Raw genomic sequence first — 19,590 nt, 5'->3', positions numbered from 1 at the left:
CGATTATCGATATTGCTGTCCCTGCTGTGCGGCGCGCTCGCCCTGTCAGCCGCGCAGGCGGAAGATGCGCCCTATGCTATGCGCGCCGCTCCGGCGCCGATGCCAGGCGCGTTGGATCTGGGCTTCATGACTCAGGCACCCAACCGGAAATTCAAGCGGCGCGTGGACTTGTCCGCCATCACCCGCGCCGACGACTTGGCGGTCGTCAAGGCGGCCATCAATCCTGTGCTGGTCTTTTTCCAGGTAACAGGCGCGGTACGCCAGCCTGCGCATGCGATACGGATGGTGACGACCCGCAACGGCGAACTGGCGTTGCTTAAGCCGCCGCGTGTCAACGATTACAATTATTTTCTTGCGCGCCGATTATGGAACTGGACCGTGCATGACGCGCAGACCATCAGCTTGACGGTCGAATTCGTGGGTTTGAGCAATACTCAGCACCACTATTCCAACACCTATGTCTTCGTTGAGCGCTACGGCACCTGGCTGTTCGACCGTCACGTGCTGTAGTTCAGCGCGTCGTCGCTGGTGGCGGTGGCGCGATGGGGATGCTGGGTACCGCCGGTGTGGACGCTGGCGGCTCGGTGGGGGCGCCGCTGTGCGGTTTGTTTTCAGCGTTGGCCGTGGGCTTGCCACGCCGCGTGCGTTTGTCCGTGCGGATTTTGCTGGCCTTGCCGTCGTGAAGCAGCTTGCCTTTGTTGTCGAGCTTGTCGGACGCATCCGATTTCTGGCCCGGATCATTCGGATTGTTGGTGTGGTTGCCTGTCTGATTCACATTCGTCGTCGACTGGGCTTGTACCCAGGCGCCGCCCACGGTCATCAGGGTGGCGGTCAGCAAGAGAGCGGCGGTTTTCATGGCAGTGTCCTGTACAAAGTGTTGATGTGAGCTGGCATTTTCACACAGGAGAGCGCCCGCACGGGTAGGACGCCGCCCCATGGCTGTGTCGGCTATTTGCCTATGATTATCGAAATTGTTCTGTCGAGATATCAAATCGCTTGAGCTTGTCGTACAGGGTTTTCTTCGGGATATTCAAGGCAGCAGCCGCATCGATGACGTTGCCATTGTGGCGGCGCAAGGCTTCCTCGATGATGGAAATCTCGAAAGTGTCGACTTGCTCGGCCAGCGAGGCCTCGCGGCAGCCGGCCGGGGTCAGGGTGTCGTCCAGCAAGCCCAGCACGAAGCGGTCGGCCACATTGTGCAACTCGCGCACATTGCCGGCCCAGCGCTGCGCCATCAGGGACGCGATCAGTTCGCCACTGACGAGGGCCGCCGGCTGGCCATAGCGCAGCGCCGCCTGCAGCACGAAGAATTCGAACAGCAGGGGAATATCCTCGCGCCGGTTGCGCAGCGCCGGCAGGGTCAGGCTGGCCACGTTCAGGCGGTAATACAGGTCGGGACGGAACTTGCCCTGTTCCGCCAATACATTCAAATCTTCCTTGGCGGCGGCGATCACGCGGAAATTGACGGAAATGAGTTTGTTCGAACCCAGGCGTTCCACCTGCCGTTCCTGCAACACGCGCAGCAGTTTCACTTGCAGGGCCAGCGGCATGCTTTCGATTTCGTCCAGGAACAAGGTGCCGCCGTTGGCGTATTCGATCTTGCCGATGCGCTGGCGCTGCGCGCCCGTAAATGCCCCTTCCTCGTGGCCGAACAATTCCGATTCAAAAATCGATTCGGGCAGCGCGCCGCAGTTGATCGCCACGAAAGGGTGGTCGCGGCGTTCGCTGAAGTCGTGCAGGCAGCGCGCAATGAGTTCTTTTCCAGTCCCCGTTTCGCCGAGGATGATGATGTCGGCCGATTTCGGTGCCAGGTTCAGCACCAGCTGGCGCACCTTGGCCATGGCCGCGCTGCGGCCCACGATGCGCGCCTCGATGCCGACGCGCTGCTCGAGCTGGCGGCGCAAGTTCATGTTTTCCAGCACCAGGTGGCGTTTATCGAGCGCGCGGCGGCACACTTCCACCAGCAAGTCGGCGGAAAACGGCTTTTCGATGAAATCGTAGGCGCCACGGCGCATGGCGCCCACGGCCATCGATACGTCGCCGTGGCCCGTGACGAGGATGACGGGCAGGCTGGCATCCTGCGCCACGGCGATATCGAGCAGTTTCAAGCCATCCATGCCGGGCAGCTTGATATCGCTCAATAAAATACCCGCAAATTCAGGCACCAGGTAGGGCAGCGCTTCTTCGGCCGTGGCGACGGCCGTTACTTGCAGGCCGGCCAGTTCCAGCGATTGCCGGGCGCCCTTGCGCACGACGGCATCGTCTTCCACCAGCAGCACTTGCATGCCTTCAAAATTATTCTCGTGCATCAGATGTTTCCTTCGTCTCTCTCCCCCGGGTCGCAGCTCAGGGTGATGGTAAATTGCGCGCCGCCCCCTTCCTGCGCGCTGCGGTTGCGCACCGCCAGTGCGCTGCCGGCCGCGCGCAGTATGCCTGCGCTGATCGATAATCCCAAGCCCAGTCCGTGTTCCTTGGTGGTATAGAAAGGGTCGAAGATCTTGTCGAGCGAGGCCAGCGGGATGCCGGGGCCATTATCGGTGATATGCAGCACGGCGAGCTTGCCTTCGCGGCGCACCTGGAACCATATCTGCACGGGCTCGCTTTCCGGCACGGCATCCATGGCGTTGGTGATCAGGTTGGTAAACACCTGTTCCAGGCCGATGGCGTTGCACAGCACGATGATGTCGCCGTCGGGCCAGCTTTCATGCAGGGTCAGCCGCTGTGAATGCTTGCGCGTGCGGATTTGCAGCATGGTTTGCGCAAAGGCCTGGCGCACGCTGACGGGTTTGCGGGCATCGTCGCTGCGCCGCGCAAAGCCTTTCAGTTGCGATGTGACATAGCCGAGGCGCTTGACGAGGTCGGAAATGGTCGACAGATTGTCGAGCGCATCGTCGATGCGGCCGCGTGCCAAAAAGACCTTGGCATTGTCGGAAAACGTTTGCAGGGCGGCCAGCGGCTGGTTCAGCTCGTGCGTGACGCCGGCCGCCATCTGCCCGATGGCCGCCAGTTTGCCGCTTTGCACCAGTTCCGCCTGGGCATAGCGCAGGGTCTGCTCGGCCCGCTCGCGTTCGGCCACTTCCGCCTGCAGGCGGCCATTCGCGTGCACCAGGTCGGCCGTGCGCTGCTCGACCTTGATTTCCAGCTGTTCATAGGCGCGCGCCAAGGTTTGCTGTGCGTTGAGCTTGTCGGCGATGCGGCGCCGGCGCTGGCGCGCATACATCAGGCCCAGCAGCAGCAAGGCCCAGCCCAGCGCGGCCGCGATGGCGGCGTTGCGCGCCGCCTCGTTGACCTGGTCGAGCTCGGCCAGCACCGTGATCTGCCATTGCAGCGGACCCAGCGCGCGGTTCACGGCCAGGTAGTTCACCTTGTCGGCGTTGCCGGACAGGGCCGGCGTGTCGCCAGCCTGCGGGCGCTCCAGGGTCATCACGCTGGCACCGTCGGCGAACTGGCGCAGCACCTTGTGCGGCAAGATGGGCAGGTTTTCCTGCAGGAACTGGCGCTGCTCGCTGATGTCGTTCTTGGCGGCCGGCGACAGGGGCGCCAGGGTCTTGAACTTGAAGGCTTGTGTGGTGGCCAGGATGATCACGCCATTCGCATCCTTGACCCAGATCTGCTCGCCCGCACCGGGCGTGCGCCATGATTGCTCGATCCAGTCCAGGTTGACCTTGGCGGCGACGATGCCGATGATGCGTCCGTTGCGCTGCACGGGCTGCGAAATGAAGTAGCCGGCCTCGAACGTGGAGGCACCGATGCCGTAGAAGCGGCCGATGCCGCCCGCGAACGCATCCTTGAAGTAGGGCCGGAAACCGTAGTTGACGCCCACATAGGAGCTGCGATCTTGCCAGTTGCTGGACGCCAGGGTCGTGCCCTTGTCATCGAGCACGTACACGGCAAAGGCACCCGCGCGGCGGTTCATGTCGACCAGGTAGGCGTTGATCTGCGTGACCTTGTCGGCGCTGGGCTGCTCCAGCAGTTGCGCCACGGCATCGCTCTGGGCCACGGCCAGGGGCAGGAATTCGTATTTATTGAGGGCGCCGCCGATGGACGCCGCATACAGTTCCGCGCGCGAATCGAGCGTGCGGTGCAATTCATCGAGCTGGCGCTGCTTGACCCAGGCATACGAGGCCCACGTCAGCACGACCAGCGAGCCCACGGCCAGCAGGGGGCCGAGCGCAGGTCTCAGGGTCCATTTGCCGAATGCCATGGTGCTCCGTGTGTCGGGTTGATGGGGCAGGCCAGACGGCACTGCCCCGGTGCTAACTAATCAGACATACTATCAGTCTGCCGTACTTGCCATGGTCTCGGCGTTATGGTGCCTTTGCTGCTCTTCCATCACCATCTCGCCCAGCATGCGCTTGAGGCGGTTGAACTCGGGGTCGCTCGGGTCGCGCGGGCGGGGCAGGTCGATGGCCACGTCGCGCTTGATGGTGCCGGGACGGTAGGTCATGACGATGGTGCGGTCGGCCAGGTAGATCGATTCCTCGATCGAGTGCGTGACAAACACGATGGTGGTGCCGAAGACTTTCCAGATTTTCAGCAATTCATCTTGCAGGTTGCGCCGCGTCAAGGCGTCCAGTGCGCCGAACGGTTCATCCATCAGCATGATGGGCGAGTCGAGGGCCAGCACGCGGGCGATGGCCACGCGCTGGCGCATGCCGCCCGACAAGTCTTTCGGGTAGCGGGCACGGAATTCCGACAGGCCCAGCATGCTCAGCAGCATGTCGACCCGCTCCTTGATCTCGGCCGGTGTCTTGCCGGCGATTTCCAGGCCGAAAGCGATATTGCTCTCGATGCTCATCCATGGGAATAGCGCATATTCCTGGAACACCATGCCGCGGTCGGGACCGGGTTCGGTGATCAGCTTGCCGCCGGCCAGGATCTGGCCCGATGTCGGCTGGGAAAAGCCGGCGATGGCGTTGAGCAGGGTCGACTTGCCGCAGCCGGATGGCCCCAGCAGGCAGATGAACTCGCCGCTGGCGATTTCCAGGTTGATATCCTTCAGGGCGATGACGTCCGCGCCGCCCGTGGTGAAGATTTTATTGACTGCATTGATATTGATCGTGGTCATGGCCGTTCCTCTCAGTGTTCCAGGCCGCGGTGCCACTGCAGCAAATGATTATTCAGGGCATTCATGGCGATATCGATGGCCAGGCCGAACAGGCCGATGGTAAACATGCCAGCGATGATTTTGTCAGACCAGAAATACTCGCGCGCTTCCAGGATGCGGAAACCCAGGCCGCTATTGACGGCGATCATTTCCGCCACGATCACGACGATGAAGGCCGTGCCCATGCCGATGCGCGCGCCGGCCAGGATGTAGGGCGTGGCCGCCGGCAGGATGACGCGGCGGAACATCGTCATCTGGCTGGCGCCCAGGTTGCGCGCGGCGCGGATGTAGATGCCGTCGACCTGGCGTACGCCGGCGATGGTATTCATCAGCACGGGGAAAAACGAGCCAATGCTGATCAGGAAGAAGGCGGGCGGGTTGCCCAGGCCGAACCACAAAATCGCCAGCGGAATGTAGGCGATCGGCGGAATCGGGCGCAGCACTTGCACCAGCGGGTCGAACAGCTTATAGATGGTCTTGTTGGTGCCCATCAGCAGACCCAGCGGCAAGGCCAGGCCGGCGCCGATGGCGAAGCCGCCCAGCACGCGCGACAGGCTGGCCCAGGCGTCATGCGGCAGTTCGCCGGAGAACATCCACACCAGGTAATTGCCCGCTTCAGGCGTGTACGCTTCCATGGGGATCAGATATTCATACCACTTCACGACCACCGCCACGGGCGAGGGCAGGATTTGCGGATTGATCCAGCCAAACGTGGACAGCGCCTGCCAGAACAGCAGCACGGCCACGGGCACGATGGCACCGTGCGCGAAGCGTTTCATCATTTGAATATTCATCGTGATACTTTCAGATTAGCGTGATCGTGGTTAGCGTGGTACATGGGATTTCTTGGCTTTTTCCAGCATGTCCAGCTTGACCCAATCCTGGGCGGCAGGCGGCTTGGCCATGCGGCCCACGCCGAATTTCACCATGTAGTCGGTGGTCAGCTGGACGTGGCTTTGCGTGATGTCTTCCGTGAAGATGGCGTTGTCGATGGCATCGCGGTAATCCTCGGACGTGATCTGGTTCTTGAACATCGATTCGCGCACGTATTTTTCCGCCAGTTTCGGGTCGGCCAGGAAGGCGCGCGTGGCAGCGACGAAGCAATCCATGAAGCGCTGGGCCACGGCCGGCTTTTCCTTGTACATCTTTTCCGTCATCACGAGAGCGCGCACGGGCTCGCCCAACGGCGTGTCATACGGCTTGATGATGGCCGCGCCGTATTTCTTGTGGATCGCCTGCGTGGAGTAAGGCTCGGACTGGCTCATGACGTCGATATCCTTGGTCAGCAGGGCCTGGTTCAGGTCCGGGTAGCCCATGTACAGGATCTGTACGTCCTTGCCCGGCTTGTCGGACCAGGTCAGCTTGGCCTTGGTGAGTTCGGCAAACAGCAGGATTTCCTGCGGGCCGCCACGCGTGACGCCGACTTTCTTGCCTTTCAGGTCGGCAATGCCCTTGATATTTAGGTCGGGACGCCCGACGATCTGCACGCCGCCCTTGGCGAAGCCGCCCACCAGGTACACGGGCAAGCCCGTGGCGCGGCCCGTGATGGCCGCTTCCAGCGCGCTGGCGGAGACGTCGATTTCACCGGCGATCATGGCCGGCACGATGTCGAGGCCCTTGGCGAAGATGCGTTCTTCGATTTTCAAGTCGTATTTCGGTGCGATTTCCTTCATGTAGGCGACGGCGCCGTAATGGGCGAATTTCAGGTTGCCCAGGCGGACCAGGTCGGCGGCGTGGACGGCCAGCGGGAATTGCGCGGCCAGTGCGACGGCCACGGCCAGAGCCTTGGTGTTCAGGAAGGACGAGATACGGAAGGTGCTTGCCATGCTGTTGTCTCCAAAAAGTAGATGGTTTTATATAGTGGGTCAGGCTGCCGCTCTGGAGGCGGTTATGAAAATATAAAAGCATCTTCCGTGCCAGTGGAGCGCATTTTGGCGTTTATTGCAAGTGATTGTTTATAAAGGTTTAATTTGAATCTATTGAAAATGGGAAATATCGATATTCCGTCTTTCCGCACGGCGAGGGGAAAGACTGTGCGGATTGCCGCATTGTCGGCGGCCGGTTAGATGCTGGCTGGCGCTGCGCCTGCCGTTGAACCTTCATGGCGTAGCCGACTCCAATCGTAAAAAAACGCGTTGCAAACAGGCTGGCAACGCGTAACTCCCCCGTGGAGTAGGGATGGCGCCGCGCGGGCGCCTGATTGATCGCCGTCCGGCGGCCTCGTCTTCAGGCTTTACTTCGGCGCTGTGGCCGGCGGCAGGGCGGGAGCGGTGGCGGGATCGGTCAGCGGCGCAGGCGGCGTCACGTGGCCCGGACCCGTTTCCGGCGTGGCTGGCATGACGGGGGCAGGCATCACTTGTGGGGCGGAAGTGGGGTTGGGTGCCGTTTCGGGCAGGGGCGCTTCAGCCGGTTTCTTACAGGCGGACAGGGTGACGAGCAAGGCGGCGGCCAACAGGGCAGGCATTTTCATGATGTTTCCTTTGCAAGAGTCGAAATACGAAGTATCGCGATGCGGGCGGCGGGCGGCGCGCGCGAAGCTTGAATTTATTGCAATGGAGCTTCCTCTTCTGTTCGCTATTTCACTTTGCGCCATGAACGGGGGTGCGGCGTGGGGCGCAGCGTTTTTTAGATGCCATTTTTAGATGCCATGAGGGAAAGAATTCAGTAGGGCAATATTTTTCACTTTCTTGTTCCTAATGTTCGTTAACGCACAGACCAGCGAAGAGCAGGATGGCATTCTGTGCCCAGACGCTCAGGATTTGTGGTGTTCTGGTATAAAAATTGCCAAGAACTTAACAATCCGGGCTACCGGCAATCGTTTAAAAGGAGTATTCAAATGCATGCAATGACTCAGTCTCACGTGAAGAGCGAATTAAAGGCAGCGCACCAGGAACTTCGTAGCCCCGAAAAAGGCTCGCAAATGGTAGAACGCGCAGCACCTATCCCCCCGGAGCGCATGAATCCCATTTCCATGGCACCGATCGAGCGCGTGCGTTCGACGTCGGCCACCCTGCGCCGCATTGAAAACATGCAAAAGCTGATCGGCGAATTGTCGCTGCACGAGATGCTGGCCGATGAAATCGCCTGGTTCCTCAAGTTTTCGCCATCGGGCGCCCGCAAATACATCCGCGACCTGCGCGAAGCGGGCGTGATCGAACTGGCCCGCTACATCGAAGGCACCGCCACTTACCTGGGCAAGGCAGTGTACCAGCTGACGCCAGACCCTGAGCGCGTGCGCGCCTTCCTGGCCGCCATCGTCCAGCCAAAACGCGAAGGCGCGCCACCGCGCAAGGACCGTCCCGGCCTGCGCGAGCAAAGCATGGCAGGCAGCGGCCGCCACTTCCACATCCTGGCCGATGACACGCATTACGCCATCCGCGTCAACCGCGGTCCCGTGACGCGCGATCCGCTGGTGGCTGCCTTGTTTGGAGCCCCACAGCAAAAATCGGCCGAGTAAAACCTGACGGTTTTGTCATGTGTTAACGTTGTAATGAAAGCCGGGTGATACCCCGGCTTTTGGCGTTGCACGCGGCTCTTTGATCCAGTCTGATTGAAAAGACTGCAAGCATCCCCATGTGGGCTGGACTGCCCGCCCGTCCCGATGCGGGTTCATTCGAAGGAGCTTGTCCTTGTCTGCCTACGCCGTCTCCCTTAGCCATATTGCCATCGTTGTCCTGAAGCGGGCAGCCGCATGAACCCGCTGCTGTGGATCGCCTTCGTCACGGCCGCCATCGTTTTTTCGCTGTGGTTCCCCCGCTGGCGTTTGAAGCGTGCACTGGCCAAACCCTTGCCGCCCGAAGGCCTGGCCGTGCTGGAAAAGAATATTCCCGTGTATGTGCGCATGCCAGCCCCGTTGCAGGAACAATTGCGCCATCTCGTCGTGCAATTCCTGTACCAGAAGAAATTTGTCGGCTGTGGCGGCCTGGAGATCACGGACGAGATGCGCTACACCATCGCCGGCCAGGCCTGTCTGCTGCTGCTGAATCGCCAGACGCAGGTGTATCCCGAGCTCGACACCATCCTCGTGTATCCGAACGAATTCATCGTCACGCGCGATGAAGTGGGGCCGGGCGGCGTGGTGACGCCATCGGCCAACGGCTTGCTGGGTGAGTCCTGGGGCGATGGCCGCGTGGTGCTGGCCTGGGATCACGTGCAGCGCGGGGCGGCCGACTGGACCGATGGCCATAATGTGGTGCTGCATGAATTCGCCCACCAGCTCGACAGCGAATCGGGCGCCGCGAATGGCGCGCCGTACCTGCCCAGCGTGTCGAGCTACCGCAGCTGGGCCACGGTGCTGTCGCGCGACTTCGACAACCTGCGCCACGACGCCATGGTTCAGCAGCAAAGCGTGATGGACCATTATGGCGCCACGAATCCCGCCGAATTCTTTGCCGTGGCCACGGAAACCTTCTTTGAAAAGCCGTACCAGATGGCCGAGCACCATGCAGAGCTGTATGCGCAATTCCTGCAGTACTACAAGGTCGACCCGCGCGACTGGATGGCGCCGCCCGTGGAGCCCGAACACATGACCTCGCCATTCCCCAACTTTGCCCAGCACTGGTAAGCGGGGACTTCAGCCCAGCAATCGTTGTTTCAGCGCGGGATAGCTGCTGCGCGAGACGGGTATGCCCGTGCTGGTCTGCGTATCGAGCGCGTATTTGCCGCCCGCCGTGATCTGCAGCCGCTTGAAACCCAGGCTGTTGACGATGTAGGAGCGGTGCACGCGCAGGAAGTGGGGCGGCAGCAGGGCCATGAGCTTGTCGATAGCCAAGTCATGAAAGCACTGTTCGCCGCTGCGCAGCACGATGTTGCTGTAGTGGCCATCGGCTTGCACGTGGTCAATCTCGGCCATGGCGATCCATTCCAGCGCCCCCCGTTTCTTGACGGCCAGCGAGGCCGTTTCCGTATGCCGCCCCGTATAGCGTTGCAGCGCCTTGTGCAGGCGTTCGCGGCTGAAGGGCTTGGCAACGAAGTCGAGCACGCCAAACTCGAAGGCGGTGATCGAGCGTTCCGCGTGCGCCGAGACGATGATGGTCTGGAACGGGGCGCTGCCGGCCTGGCGCAGCAAGTCGTAGCCGTCCGCGCCGTGCAGGTGCAAGTCCAGCAGCAGCAAGTCATAGTCATGCTGCCGCAGCGCGACCAGCGCCTGTTCCACATTGTCATGCAGCGCCAGCGCCGCCAGGCGCGCGCCGAAATGCGCGCGCACCTCGCGCGCCAGGCCTTGCGCGATCAGCGGTTCGTCTTCCAGTATCAACACATTCATGGCGCCGCCGGCAAGGTGAAGGTGACAAGCCAGCCTTGTTGCTGTTGCTCAATGTCATAGCGGGCGCTCTCGCCAAACACGGCGTGCAGGCTGGCACGGATGTACTGTGCGCCCACGCCGCTACCCGCATGCGGGCGCGCTACGCCCTGGGGCAGGATCAGGGTGAGCACGTGCGTTTGCGCATGTTTTACGATGCGCAGGATAAAGGCCGCGCCGTGACGGTAGCGGTTGTGGCTGAACGCATTTTCCAGCGCTGTCAGCAACAGGGCGGGCGGCACGCTGATGCCCGCCGCCTCGCCATCGAGCTGCAGGCGGCACGGCTGCTGCAGCCGCGTGCCCATGATGCTCAGATAATTGTGGCACAGGGCCAGTTCCTGCGTCAGGGCAATGCTGGGCTGCTGGGCAAACTCGTTGAGCATGCGCAACTCGGCGCCCAGCGCCTCGATGAACGTTTCGGCCGCCTGCGGCGATTGCGCATTGAGTTCGCTGATCAGGCTGAGGGAATTCATCAGGAAATGCGGTTGCATGCTTTTGCGCAAGAGCTGGTTTTCCAGCTGCTGGGCACGCGCCGCCTTGCTGCGTACACGCAGCAGCTGCGCCAGCAGTTGCGCGCACAGGGGCAGCAGCAAAAAGCACACGACGAGGGCGAAGCCGCCTTCGGCAAACTGGCTGCCCGTCAGCAGGAATAGCGCGCACGAGGCCAGCGCGATCAGCGCGCCGCCACGGCTGCCCGGCAGGTGGCGCCACAGGGCGACCAGGTTGAGCGCCAGGCTCGCTGCCAGGCCCGTCAAAAACATCAGCCAGCAGCGCGCGTCGAAATGCGCGTGCAGTGCGCCGGCCAGCGCGATGCACGCCAGCAGCACGACAGCTGCCAGCGGCCAGCGCGGCAGGCGGTAAGCCGCATAAAAATACAGGGGCAGCAGGGCGGAAAACAGCCAGGTCAGGGCGCTGACTGCATACAGGCGCGGCAGGTGCAAGGGGTAGGCGTAGCCGGTCAAGCTGCGCCAGATTTCCACCACCAGCAGCAGCGCCGCCACCAGGCACAGCGCGGCAAACATGGCCCAGTGCCGCTGCCGCTGATACAGCACCGTCAAGGAGAGAAAGAGCAGGGCGACGGCGCCCAGTGCGCCGGCCAGCAGCAGTGGCGGCAGCCTGTACCAGGCCAGCGCCGCGCGGTAGTCTTGCCGGTCGACCAGATATAGCGCATAAAATGGCGCCGCCAGGTGCGCCGATACTTGTTGCGTCGACAGCAGCAGGCGCAGGTGGTGCTTGCCCACGGCCAACTGCTGTGGCGTCAGGTGGATGGCGAAATCGATGTCGCCCGGGCGCTCCCTGCTGGCTTGGCGGGCCGGTTGGCCATTGCTGCCGATTAATATATCGTCCAGCCAGATCTCGCTGGCGGCCAGCGCCGACAGCACCAGCAGCTGCGTCGACGATGGCGTGGCGGCCAGGGGCAACTCGCGTTCGAGGCACAGCAGCTGGCCCGGCTGAAGCAACTGGTGCAGCGAGGCGGCGGGCGCCGCGTGACTTGCGCCGCAGGAACGCCAGCCTTCGTCCAGCGATAGCTTATCCATGCCCATGGCGAAGGTGGGCAAGGCCAGGCAGCACAGCAGCAGGTAGTGGAAGAAGGTGGGCATGGCGGGCATTGTAGCTGCTCTTTTGCAACATTTTCATCAACTTCGGTGCCGTTCGTGCGGGGCAAGTGCATTTCGTGCGCCGCCCGCCTATGGAGCCGTCATCATGCTTATCATGCATCAGCGCCGCGTGGTGGACGCGGCATCACCAGGGAATGACTGACTATGCAAAGCAGCAAATACTACGTTTTCGCCGGCGCGCTGGCGCTGTTCTGCGGCGTGGCGCAAGCCGCCTCCGAACCTGCTTCCGCACTGGCAGCGCGACTGGCCGACTTCGACGGCTGGGCGGCCCAGCGCATGGGTGCGCAGCGCATCCCTGGCGTGACCGTCGGTTTCAGCCAGGGCGACGTGGAATGGGTAAAAGGCTATGGCTATGCGGACCTGGAAAACCGCGTGATGGCCACGGCCCAGTCCAGTTACCGGCTGGCGTCCGTCACCAAGCCCATGACGGCGGTGGCTGTCCTGCAACTGGTCGAGCAGGGCAAGATCGACCTGGATGCGCCCGTGCAAACTTATGTGCCGTACTTCCCCGTGAAGGCGTTTCCCATCACGGTGCGCCAGTTGCTGGGCCACCTGGGCGGCATCGATGCCTACCGTAACAGCCAGGTGGAACAGCATTTCAAGGAGCACAAGGATACGCGCCAGTCCATCGCCGTCTTCGAACAGTTCGACCTGATCGCCGAACCGGGCACGCGCTTTCGCTACACCAGCTATGGCTACAATTTGCTGGGCGCCGTCATCGAGGGCGCCTCGGGCGAAAGCTATGGCGGCTACATGCGGCGCCATGTGTGGGGACCGCTGGGCATGGACGCCACCGTGATGGATGACCCCGACGCCGTGATTGCCCATCGCGTGCGCGGCTACCGGCTGGACGGCCAGGCGTTGAAAAACTCGGAATTCGTCGATATCAGCAGCCGCTTTTCCGCCGGCGGCACGCGCGCCAGCGTGCCCGACATGCTGGCGTTCGGCAGGGGCGTCCACGCAGGCAAGATACTGTCGGCGGCCAGCGTGGCTGCCATGGTGCAGCCGATGGCCACGCGCGCGGGCCGCTTGACGAACTATGGCATGGGCTGGGAAATCTTCCCCACGGGTGGGCGCTACGCCATTGCCCATAGTGGCCAGCAGCCGGAAACGGTCACCTATCTGTACAGCTTTCCCTCGCGCAAGCTCACCATTGCCGTCGCCGCCAATCTCGAGCGCGTCAATCCCGAGGCTTTCGTGCAGCGCCTGTTCGAGGTGGTCACGGGCGAGCCGTGGCTGCTGAAAACGTATATCGCCGATGCCGGCGCGCAGCGCGCTTATCAGGTGGCGCAAGGCCTGTTCGAGGAGGGCAGGGCGTACGCCGAGCGCACGAATGAACCGTATGCCGATGCCGCCACCACGCGCGAGGCATTCCTGCAAATCAACCGCCAGGCCCTGGCGCCGGACGCCGGCGCGGCGCGCGCCTTCATCGACGCGGCGCGCCATCCCGCAGGCGAAAGAGTCTTCCTGGCGGCTGGCGCCAGCATGGCCGAGGCGCTGCGCCAGTCGGGTATCGACCTGGACATCTATTCGCGTGGCGGCGCGCTGGCGTTTGCGCGCGACTATGTTTTGTTGGCGCAAGGTGCGGTGGACGGCACCTTGCCCCGCTTCGAGCCCGCCTTCGAGCAAGCCATCGTGGCCCTGGCGGCCAGCTGGGACCGCACCGCCGCCATCGCCTGGCCGGCCGCCTCCGCGTCCATTCCTGCACTCGATAGCCAGCTGCGCACAGCCTTCCGCGGCCAGCGCGCCTATCCCGATTTCGTGCCGGAACTGCTGGAGCTGGCGCAAGCGTCGGCCGGGCGCGGCGAGGTGGAAGCGGCGCTGGCGGCCAGCCGCCTGGCCGTGGCGCTGTATCCGCTCAGCGACCGCGCGCATGCGCTGCAAGGCTTGACCTTGCTGCGCGCCGGCAAGGGGGAAGCGGCCCTGGCCGCCCTGCGTCTGGCGCTGGCCCGCGATCCGTTGGGCGCGGCCAGTCCGGCGGCGCTGAACCAGGAAGCCTACCGCCTGAAAGGCAGCGGCGCCGTGGCGCAAGGCATGGCCGTGCTGCAGGCGGCCGTCAGCCTGCATCCGCGCGACGCGAATCTGCAGGACAGCCTGGCCGAGTTTTATGTGGAGCAAGGCATGCGCCCGCAGGCGGTGGAAGCGTATCGCCAGGCGCTGCAGCTCGATCCCCGCTATCCGGGCGCCGTGGGGGCGAGGGCCGCAATCATTCGCCTGGGTGGCGAGACGAAGGCGCTGGCGCCTTAGATGAATTCTTCATATGCAAGGGTGAAAAGATTCCTTTTTGGAAATAAGGGCGCTGCGGTCTAATGGCGGCATTCATTACGCCACCAGAGGAATTCCATGCAGACCCGTCTTCACTTCGCCGCGCTTCTTTTCACCTCCATCGCCTTCACCCAGGTGGCGCAAGCGGACCAGTTGGCCGCCATCAAGGCGAAGGGCGAGCTGGTCTGCGGCACCCTGGGCACGGACGAGCCGAACAGTTTCATCGACGCCAAGTCGCGCCAGCTGGTCGGCTATGAAGTGGACCTGTGCCGCGCCATCGCCCAGGGCCTGGGCGTCAAACCGGTGATCAAGCAGCTGGCCGTTGCCGCCCGCATTCCTGAATTGCAGCAGGGGCGCATCGACATCCTGACGGCATCCTTGACGCACAACAAGGAACGCGAAGCGCTGATCGATTTTTCCCTGTCCACGTTTTATACGGGCCAGCGCGTGCTGGTCAAGAAAAGCAGCAATATCACGACGGTAGCAGGCCTGGCCGGCAAGAAAGTGCTGACCGTCAAGGGCGGCACGCAGGAACCGAATATCCGCAAGGCCGTGTCCGGCGTGGATGTGGTGACGTTCGAGACGGCGGGTCAGGCCTATCTGGGCTTGCAGCAAGGCAAGGGCGTCGGCTATGTCGATGATGAAGTCTCGCTGCTCAATAACTACGCCAAGCTGGGCGCCGCGCAAAAAGACTACCTTGTGCTGCCGCAAAACATCAGTCAGGAAGTCTTCGCCTTCGGCATCCGCAAGGGCGAGACGGGCGTGAAGACGGCCGTCGACAAGGTGCTGCGCGGGCTGGAAAAGTCGGGCGAGGCAGAAAAACTGTTCTTCAAATGGTATGGCCCGACGAGCAATGTGAAATTTGAAAAACGCACATTTAAAATTGAATCGGACAAGATCGGCGCCTGAACCTTGCCGCTGACTGTCCCGCATGTTTGATCTGAACTTTCTGCTGTCCGGCGACTACCGCGACTGGCTGGTCTCCGGCTTGCTGCTGTCCTTGCAACTGATGGGCATCACCTTGCTGCTGGCCTTGCCGCTGGCGTGCGGCGTGGCCATGCTGCGACTCGCCCCGTCGCGCCTGCTCAACGGGCTGGGCGCCGCGTATGTCGAGTTTATCCGCAACGTGCCCTTGCTGGCCCATTTCCTGTTCTGGTATTTCGGCGCACCCGAATTATTGCCCGACGCGTGGAAGGAACGCTTGTATGCCGGCAATATCGAGGCCGTCAGCGCCATCACCGCCCTGACTTTATACACGGCCGCCTACATGGCGGAAGACATCCGCAGCGGCATCCGCGCCATTCCTGTCCAGCAACTCGAGGCGGGACGGGCGCTGGGCTTCAGTTTTCTCGCCAGCATGCGCCTGTGCATCGTGCCGCAGGCGCTGCGCCTGGCCGCGCCGCCGCTGCTGTCGCAAACCCTGAACCTGTGGCAAAACACCAGCATCGCCACCGTCATCGGCGTGGCCGAGCTGATGTACCAGACGCAGCGCGTGGAAGCGGCCTCGTTCCGCAGCGTGGAGGCGTTTGTCTTCGCCAGCGTGGCCTACCTGGCCGTCTCGCTGCTGATCGCCAGCCTGGCGGCCTTGCTGCAAAGGAAGGTGTCCTGATGCTGGAACTGCTGCACGATTACTGCTTGTATTTCCTCGTGGGACGCTATCCCGAGGGGCCGTTGGGCGGCCTGGCGCTGACGGTGCTGCTGGCCAGCCTGGCGTTGGTGCTCAGCCTGCCGTTCGGCTTGCTGCTGGGACTGGCACGCCTGAGTCCCTGGCGCCTGCTGCGCTGGCCCGTCGCCGCGCTGATCCACGTGGTGCGGGGCATCCCCTTGCTGCTGGTGATCTTCTGGGCGTATTTCTTCCTGCCCAGCATCACCGGCCACGAAAGCGGGCAGTTCGGCACCATGCTGGCCGCCCTCGTCATCTTCGACGGCATTTATTTGGCCGAGATCGTGCGCGCCGGCGTGCAAGCCGTGCCCAAGGGACAAGTGGAGGCGGCCCGTTCGCTGGGCTTGAACTACCTGGACAGCATGCGCACGGTGGTGCTGCCGCAGGCGCTGCGCCATGTGCTGCCCTCGCTGGTGAACCAGTTTGTCTCGACCATCAAGGAAACCTCGCTCGGCACCATCATCGGCCTGGCCGAAGTGTCATTCATCGCCTCGCAAGTCAATGGCCTGGTGCTGACCAAGCCCGTGCAAGTGTATTTCCTGCTGGGCATGACGTATTTTGTTTTGTGTTTCAGCCTGTCGCGCGCCGCCTTCTGGCTCGAGCGGCGCCAGGCGCGACTCTTGAAAGCGGCTGCATGATTACCTTTGACAACGTCAACAAATACTATGGCGACTATCACGCCTTGAGCGGCATCAATGAACACGTCGCCAAGGGCGAAGTACTGGTCGTGTGCGGCCCGTCCGGTTCCGGTAAGTCGACCCTGATCCGCACCATCAACCGCCTGGAGCCTATCGCTTCAGGCCGCATCACGGTGGCGGGCCAGGACATTTACGCGCCGGGACTGGACGTGAATGCCTTCCGCTCGCACATCGGTTTTGTGTTCCAGCAATTCAACCTGTTTCCCCATTTGTCCGTGCTGGACAATTGCGCGCTGGCGCCGCAGCGCTTGCGCGGCCTCACCCGGCGCGTAGCGGAAGAGCGGGTGCTGGCCTTGCTGGAACGGGTGGGGCTGGCGCACAAGGCGCGCGCCATGCCGGCGGCTTTGTCGGGTGGCCAGCAGCAGCGCGTGGCCATTGCCCGCGCGCTGGCCATGCAGCCACCGCTGATGCTGTTTGATGAACCCACCAGCGCCCTGGACCCGGAAATGGTGGGCGAAGTGCTGCAAGTGATGCGCGACCTGGCGCAGGGCGGCATGACGATGGTGTGCGTCACGCACGAAATGGGTTTCGCGCGCGAAGTGGCGGACCGCGTCTGGTTCATGGACCACGGGCAAGTGCTGGAGCGGGCCACGCCCGAGGATTTCTTTGCGCGGCCGCAACATGCGCGCACACAACAATTTCTGTCCGATATACGCAGCCCGTTCGGCATATCCGCATGAGTGAGCGGCTATGTGCGTAAGCGAACGGTATGCTGGCGCTGTCCGGCGCACGCTATCCTGGTGGCGCATGGTGCGCCCGCAGCCGACCAGGAGGGCCGTATCATGTCACGCATCATCGCAGGTCATTTTCAGTTGCAGAAACAGATCGACGCCGCGCGCGCCGCCCTGAACCAGGCGGGCTTTCCCGACAGCCGCATCAGCGCCTTCTTTGTCAACCAGCCGGGCCAGCATGATCTGCATGCGCTCGGTGGCGACCGCGACATGTCGCCCGGCGCCAAAGAGACGCCGGAAGGCGTGGTGGAAGGCGTGGCCGTGGGCGCGGTGGTGGGCGCCGGCATCGGCGGCGCCGCCACGCTGGCGACAGGGCCGCTGGGTCCGGTAGTGGGGGCGCTGGTGGGCGCCCACGTGGGCTCGCTCTACAGTTTCAATAAAATGAAGGAGGCGGGCGAAGCCGAAAAGCATGGTGAAAACAACGGCGAAAACCGCCGCCAGCCCCGTCATCCTGGCATGCTGATCGCCGTCGCGCTGGGCGGCCTCGACGAGCGCGAACGGGCGCTCGAGGCGCTGCACCGGCTGGGCGCCGAGCATATCGAGGAAGCGGAAGGCACGATTGCGAATGGCGACTGGCACGACTTCGATCCGCTCAGCATTCCCGTGCTGGTGGCGTGAATCGGCGCACCGCCGTGCAACATGCATAAATGCCGCGCCGCACGGAATTTAGGTATGATACTTGTCAGTATTCGTAATTATTGGTAAACAATGCCGACAGGGATAGTTTCCGTGCGCCCGAAGTGACACTGGACCCAGGTGACTGCCTGTAGTGCTTGCCTCGCATGCTAACGAGTATGAATAGGAGGGCGCGTCATGACACAGGCATGGTTCATTCTGACACGGGCCGACGGGCGCGACATTTGCGCGCCCTCGCCGGCACAGCTGGCTGATGCGCTGGCCGAAGTCTACCGCGGCGGTGCCATCACGCCGGACGGCAGCCCGGCCGCTGTCCTGTTGCGCTTTGGCTACGACGATGGCTTGATGTATCAGGTCGAGGTCACTAGCGGAGGCGAAGTCACTTTCGAGGAATGGTCGGACCGCGATTGCGAAATCGCCCTGGCCCGTCCGCGTCATATGTCGGCCCTGCCGCAGGGCGACGCGCTGCAACTGTGGCAGTGGCTGGCGCAGCGCCAGGTGGCGAAGATCCGCAGCCAGCCCTGGCAGGGCGCTTAGCCCGCCGCTTTCAACAGGCTCTAGTGCGCCATCAGCACGGGGATCGTCATGCTTTGCAAAATCGTGCGCGTGACGCCGCCCAGGATGGTTTCGCGCAGGCGCGAATGACCATACGCTCCCATCACCAGAAAGTCCGCCGACAGGTCCGCCGCCTTCGATAGCAGCGCTTCGCCGATATCGCCGCGCCGTACGCCACCGCCATCGAGCAAATGCAGCCGCGCTTCCACGCCGTGGCGCGCCAAGTAGTGCGTCAGTTCGGCGCCCGGCTGTTCGCCGTGCTCGGTGGCATGCACCTGGGCATCGAAGATGGCCACGTGGACTTGCCCGGCGCGCTGCAGCAGAGGCAGGGCGGCGGTCACGGCGCGGCTCGCTTCCTTGCTGGCATTCCAGGAGATGAGCACATTGCGCGCGGCCGCCGGCGGCGCCAGCAGGGGCAGCGGTGGCGCATACGGCACGATCAACACGGGGCGGCCCGAATGCAGCAGCACGTAGGCGGGAAAGTCGCGCATCACGGACGGCGATTTATCGTTGGCATTGTATTGGCTGATCACCACCAGGTCCGCATAGCGGGCCAGCAGGCTGATGCCGCCCGCCGCCTCGTCGTCGAGCACGCGCTGTTCGAACGAGGCGACGCCGGCCGCGCGCACCTGCGCCTCGAAACCGTCGAGGGCGCGCGTCGCCCGTTCTCTCAGGAAATTGAGGTGCAGACTCAGGTTTGGGTCGGCATCGAGGTCGGGCTGGTTCTGGTACAGCAGGCGCGACACGCCCGTCAGGGCCACGCCCGTCAGGTGGCCGCCGCAAGCCTGGGCGATGCTGGCCGCCGCTTCGATGCGCGCGGCGCGCCCTGCGCTGTCGTCGATGTGCAGCAATACGGTCTTGTACGTCATGGCCTGTCCTCTCGCTGTGCAGTAGCGGCTATTCTGGCACAGACCGGGGCGTCGGCCGCGCACGACTGCATCAGGCTGAGCACTTGATCTGGCGCAAAGCTGGCGATAAAAACTGCTCCTACACTTGATCCCACGCAGAACAACCATA

The 19,590-nt window shown here is 63.0% G+C and carries 20 protein-coding genes; 10 read left to right on the top strand and 10 right to left on the bottom strand.

The window, feature by feature from the left end; translation table 11 throughout:
* The first annotated feature begins 12 nt into the window (after window positions 1–12).
* A complete protein-coding gene (locus ACQ4WP_RS19865; RefSeq protein ID WP_436523615.1) occupies window positions 13–510 on the top strand; it encodes a hypothetical protein in 498 nt (165 codons plus the stop codon).
* A 1-nt stretch (window position 511) separates the two neighbouring features.
* Here the strand turns inward: ACQ4WP_RS19865 and ACQ4WP_RS19860 are convergent, their stop codons facing one another.
* The 7 genes from ACQ4WP_RS19860 to ACQ4WP_RS19830 all read right to left on the bottom strand — a co-directional run bounded on the left by ACQ4WP_RS19860 (window position 512) and on the right by ACQ4WP_RS19830 (window position 7,577).
* The gene (locus tag ACQ4WP_RS19860) at window positions 512–856 is read right to left on the bottom strand and encodes a hypothetical protein (protein ID WP_436523613.1); all 345 of its coding nucleotides are present in this window, start codon (window positions 854–856) and stop codon (window positions 512–514) included.
* Between the two features lie 106 nt (window positions 857–962).
* Window positions 963–2,309 (bottom strand): sigma-54-dependent transcriptional regulator, encoded by a 1,347-nt coding sequence (locus ACQ4WP_RS19855; RefSeq protein WP_436523611.1) that lies wholly within the window; start codon window positions 2,307–2,309, stop codon window positions 963–965.
* Window positions 2,309–4,204 carry a sensor histidine kinase gene (locus ACQ4WP_RS19850; RefSeq protein WP_436523609.1) on the bottom strand — a complete coding sequence of 632 codons (1,896 nt, stop codon included), beginning with the start codon at window positions 4,202–4,204 and terminating at the stop codon, window positions 2,309–2,311. The genes ACQ4WP_RS19855 and ACQ4WP_RS19850 overlap by 1 nt, the downstream gene beginning before the upstream one ends.
* 72 nt (window positions 4,205–4,276) lie before the next feature.
* Window positions 4,277–5,068: an ABC transporter ATP-binding protein gene (locus ACQ4WP_RS19845; protein WP_436523607.1), complete on the bottom strand. Its 792-nt coding sequence runs from the start codon at window positions 5,066–5,068 to the stop codon at window positions 4,277–4,279.
* 11 nt (window positions 5,069–5,079) lie between these two features.
* Entirely contained in the window at window positions 5,080–5,889 is an 810-nt protein-coding gene (locus ACQ4WP_RS19840) for an ABC transporter permease (protein ID WP_436523605.1), read from the bottom strand.
* Between the two features lie 42 nt (window positions 5,890–5,931).
* Window positions 5,932–6,933: an ABC transporter substrate-binding protein gene (locus ACQ4WP_RS19835; protein WP_436523603.1), complete on the bottom strand. Its 1,002-nt coding sequence runs from the start codon at window positions 6,931–6,933 to the stop codon at window positions 5,932–5,934.
* A gap of 407 nt (window positions 6,934–7,340) precedes the next feature.
* Entirely contained in the window at window positions 7,341–7,577 is a 237-nt protein-coding gene (locus tag ACQ4WP_RS19830; protein WP_436523601.1) for a hypothetical protein, read from the bottom strand.
* 486 nt (window positions 7,578–8,063) lie between these two features.
* On the opposite strand from ACQ4WP_RS19830, the gene ACQ4WP_RS19825 reads away from it, so the two are divergent.
* A complete protein-coding gene (locus tag ACQ4WP_RS19825; protein ID WP_223278908.1) occupies window positions 8,064–8,564 on the top strand; it encodes a winged helix-turn-helix domain-containing protein in 501 nt (166 codons plus the stop codon).
* 234 nt (window positions 8,565–8,798) lie between these two features.
* Complete coding sequence (locus tag ACQ4WP_RS19820; RefSeq protein ID WP_436523599.1) at window positions 8,799–9,671, top strand: M90 family metallopeptidase; 873 nt, start codon at window positions 8,799–8,801, stop codon at window positions 9,669–9,671.
* A gap of 9 nt (window positions 9,672–9,680) precedes the next feature.
* Here ACQ4WP_RS19820 and ACQ4WP_RS19815 read toward each other — a convergent pair whose 3' ends face one another.
* Both ACQ4WP_RS19815 and ACQ4WP_RS19810 read right to left on the bottom strand, forming a co-directional pair.
* Window positions 9,681–10,370, bottom strand: coding sequence for a LytR/AlgR family response regulator transcription factor (locus ACQ4WP_RS19815; RefSeq protein ID WP_436523597.1), 690 nt, complete (start codon window positions 10,368–10,370; stop codon window positions 9,681–9,683).
* The gene (locus ACQ4WP_RS19810) at window positions 10,367–12,016 is read right to left on the bottom strand and encodes a histidine kinase (RefSeq protein WP_436523595.1); all 1,650 of its coding nucleotides are present in this window, start codon (window positions 12,014–12,016) and stop codon (window positions 10,367–10,369) included. Before ACQ4WP_RS19810 ends, ACQ4WP_RS19815 begins: the two co-directional genes overlap by 4 nt.
* Window positions 12,017–12,169: 153 nt before the next feature.
* Between ACQ4WP_RS19810 and ACQ4WP_RS19805 the strand changes: the two genes are divergently transcribed.
* From ACQ4WP_RS19805 to ACQ4WP_RS19775, 7 genes are all read left to right on the top strand, one after another.
* Window positions 12,170–14,272: a serine hydrolase domain-containing protein gene (locus ACQ4WP_RS19805; protein ID WP_436523593.1), complete on the top strand. Its 2,103-nt coding sequence runs from the start codon at window positions 12,170–12,172 to the stop codon at window positions 14,270–14,272.
* Window positions 14,273–14,368: 96 nt separating this feature from the next.
* Window positions 14,369–15,199 carry a transporter substrate-binding domain-containing protein gene (locus ACQ4WP_RS19800; RefSeq protein WP_436523591.1) on the top strand — a complete coding sequence of 277 codons (831 nt, stop codon included), beginning with the start codon at window positions 14,369–14,371 and terminating at the stop codon, window positions 15,197–15,199.
* A 22-nt stretch (window positions 15,200–15,221) separates the two neighbouring features.
* Window positions 15,222–15,899: an amino acid ABC transporter permease gene (locus tag ACQ4WP_RS19795; protein WP_436523589.1), complete on the top strand. Its 678-nt coding sequence runs from the start codon at window positions 15,222–15,224 to the stop codon at window positions 15,897–15,899.
* Window positions 15,899–16,591: an amino acid ABC transporter permease gene (locus tag ACQ4WP_RS19790; protein ID WP_436523587.1), complete on the top strand. Its 693-nt coding sequence runs from the start codon at window positions 15,899–15,901 to the stop codon at window positions 16,589–16,591. The genes ACQ4WP_RS19795 and ACQ4WP_RS19790 overlap by 1 nt, the downstream gene beginning before the upstream one ends.
* Window positions 16,588–17,331, top strand: coding sequence for an amino acid ABC transporter ATP-binding protein (locus ACQ4WP_RS19785; RefSeq protein ID WP_436523585.1), 744 nt, complete (start codon window positions 16,588–16,590; stop codon window positions 17,329–17,331). Before ACQ4WP_RS19790 ends, ACQ4WP_RS19785 begins: the two co-directional genes overlap by 4 nt.
* A gap of 102 nt (window positions 17,332–17,433) precedes the next feature.
* Window positions 17,434–18,000 (top strand): hypothetical protein, encoded by a 567-nt coding sequence (locus ACQ4WP_RS19780; protein WP_436523583.1) that lies wholly within the window; start codon window positions 17,434–17,436, stop codon window positions 17,998–18,000.
* Between the two features lie 195 nt (window positions 18,001–18,195).
* Window positions 18,196–18,555 carry a hypothetical protein gene (locus tag ACQ4WP_RS19775; protein WP_436523581.1) on the top strand — a complete coding sequence of 120 codons (360 nt, stop codon included), beginning with the start codon at window positions 18,196–18,198 and terminating at the stop codon, window positions 18,553–18,555.
* Between the two features lie 20 nt (window positions 18,556–18,575).
* Here ACQ4WP_RS19775 and ACQ4WP_RS19770 read toward each other — a convergent pair whose 3' ends face one another.
* Window positions 18,576–19,442: a universal stress protein gene (locus ACQ4WP_RS19770; protein WP_436523579.1), complete on the bottom strand. Its 867-nt coding sequence runs from the start codon at window positions 19,440–19,442 to the stop codon at window positions 18,576–18,578.
* Window positions 19,443–19,590: the final 148 nt, after the last annotated feature.

Origin of the sequence: Janthinobacterium lyxosi (genome assembly GCF_051380665.1) — a bacterium.
Lineage (GTDB): Bacteria > Pseudomonadota > Gammaproteobacteria > Burkholderiales > Burkholderiaceae_D > Janthinobacterium.
This window is presented reverse-complemented; position numbering and strand designations above follow the sequence as displayed.

Coding starts and splice junctions, on each gene's coding strand:
- ACQ4WP_RS19860 (WP_436523613.1), bottom strand. CDS start 856: ATGAAAACCGCCGCTCTCTTGCTGACCGCCACCCTGATGACCGTGGGC.
- ACQ4WP_RS19855 (WP_436523611.1), bottom strand. CDS start 2,309: ATGCACGAGAATAATTTTGAAGGCATGCAAGTGCTGCTGGTGGAAGAC.
- ACQ4WP_RS19850 (WP_436523609.1), bottom strand. CDS start 4,204: ATGGCATTCGGCAAATGGACCCTGAGACCTGCGCTCGGCCCCCTGCTG.
- ACQ4WP_RS19845 (WP_436523607.1), bottom strand. CDS start 5,068: ATGACCACGATCAATATCAATGCAGTCAATAAAATCTTCACCACGGGC.
- ACQ4WP_RS19840 (WP_436523605.1), bottom strand. CDS start 5,889: ATGATGAAACGCTTCGCGCACGGTGCCATCGTGCCCGTGGCCGTGCTG.
- ACQ4WP_RS19835 (WP_436523603.1), bottom strand. CDS start 6,933: ATGGCAAGCACCTTCCGTATCTCGTCCTTCCTGAACACCAAGGCTCTG.
- ACQ4WP_RS19830 (WP_436523601.1), bottom strand. CDS start 7,577: ATGAAAATGCCTGCCCTGTTGGCCGCCGCCTTGCTCGTCACCCTGTCC.
- ACQ4WP_RS19825 (WP_223278908.1), top strand. CDS start 8,064: ATGAATCCCATTTCCATGGCACCGATCGAGCGCGTGCGTTCGACGTCG.
- ACQ4WP_RS19820 (WP_436523599.1), top strand. CDS start 8,799: ATGAACCCGCTGCTGTGGATCGCCTTCGTCACGGCCGCCATCGTTTTT.
- ACQ4WP_RS19815 (WP_436523597.1), bottom strand. CDS start 10,370: ATGAATGTGTTGATACTGGAAGACGAACCGCTGATCGCGCAAGGCCTG.
- ACQ4WP_RS19810 (WP_436523595.1), bottom strand. CDS start 12,016: ATGCCCGCCATGCCCACCTTCTTCCACTACCTGCTGCTGTGCTGCCTG.
- ACQ4WP_RS19805 (WP_436523593.1), top strand. CDS start 12,170: ATGCAAAGCAGCAAATACTACGTTTTCGCCGGCGCGCTGGCGCTGTTC.
- ACQ4WP_RS19800 (WP_436523591.1), top strand. CDS start 14,369: ATGCAGACCCGTCTTCACTTCGCCGCGCTTCTTTTCACCTCCATCGCC.
- ACQ4WP_RS19795 (WP_436523589.1), top strand. CDS start 15,222: ATGTTTGATCTGAACTTTCTGCTGTCCGGCGACTACCGCGACTGGCTG.
- ACQ4WP_RS19790 (WP_436523587.1), top strand. CDS start 15,899: ATGCTGGAACTGCTGCACGATTACTGCTTGTATTTCCTCGTGGGACGC.
- ACQ4WP_RS19785 (WP_436523585.1), top strand. CDS start 16,588: ATGATTACCTTTGACAACGTCAACAAATACTATGGCGACTATCACGCC.
- ACQ4WP_RS19780 (WP_436523583.1), top strand. CDS start 17,434: ATGTCACGCATCATCGCAGGTCATTTTCAGTTGCAGAAACAGATCGAC.
- ACQ4WP_RS19775 (WP_436523581.1), top strand. CDS start 18,196: ATGACACAGGCATGGTTCATTCTGACACGGGCCGACGGGCGCGACATT.
- ACQ4WP_RS19770 (WP_436523579.1), bottom strand. CDS start 19,442: ATGACGTACAAGACCGTATTGCTGCACATCGACGACAGCGCAGGGCGC.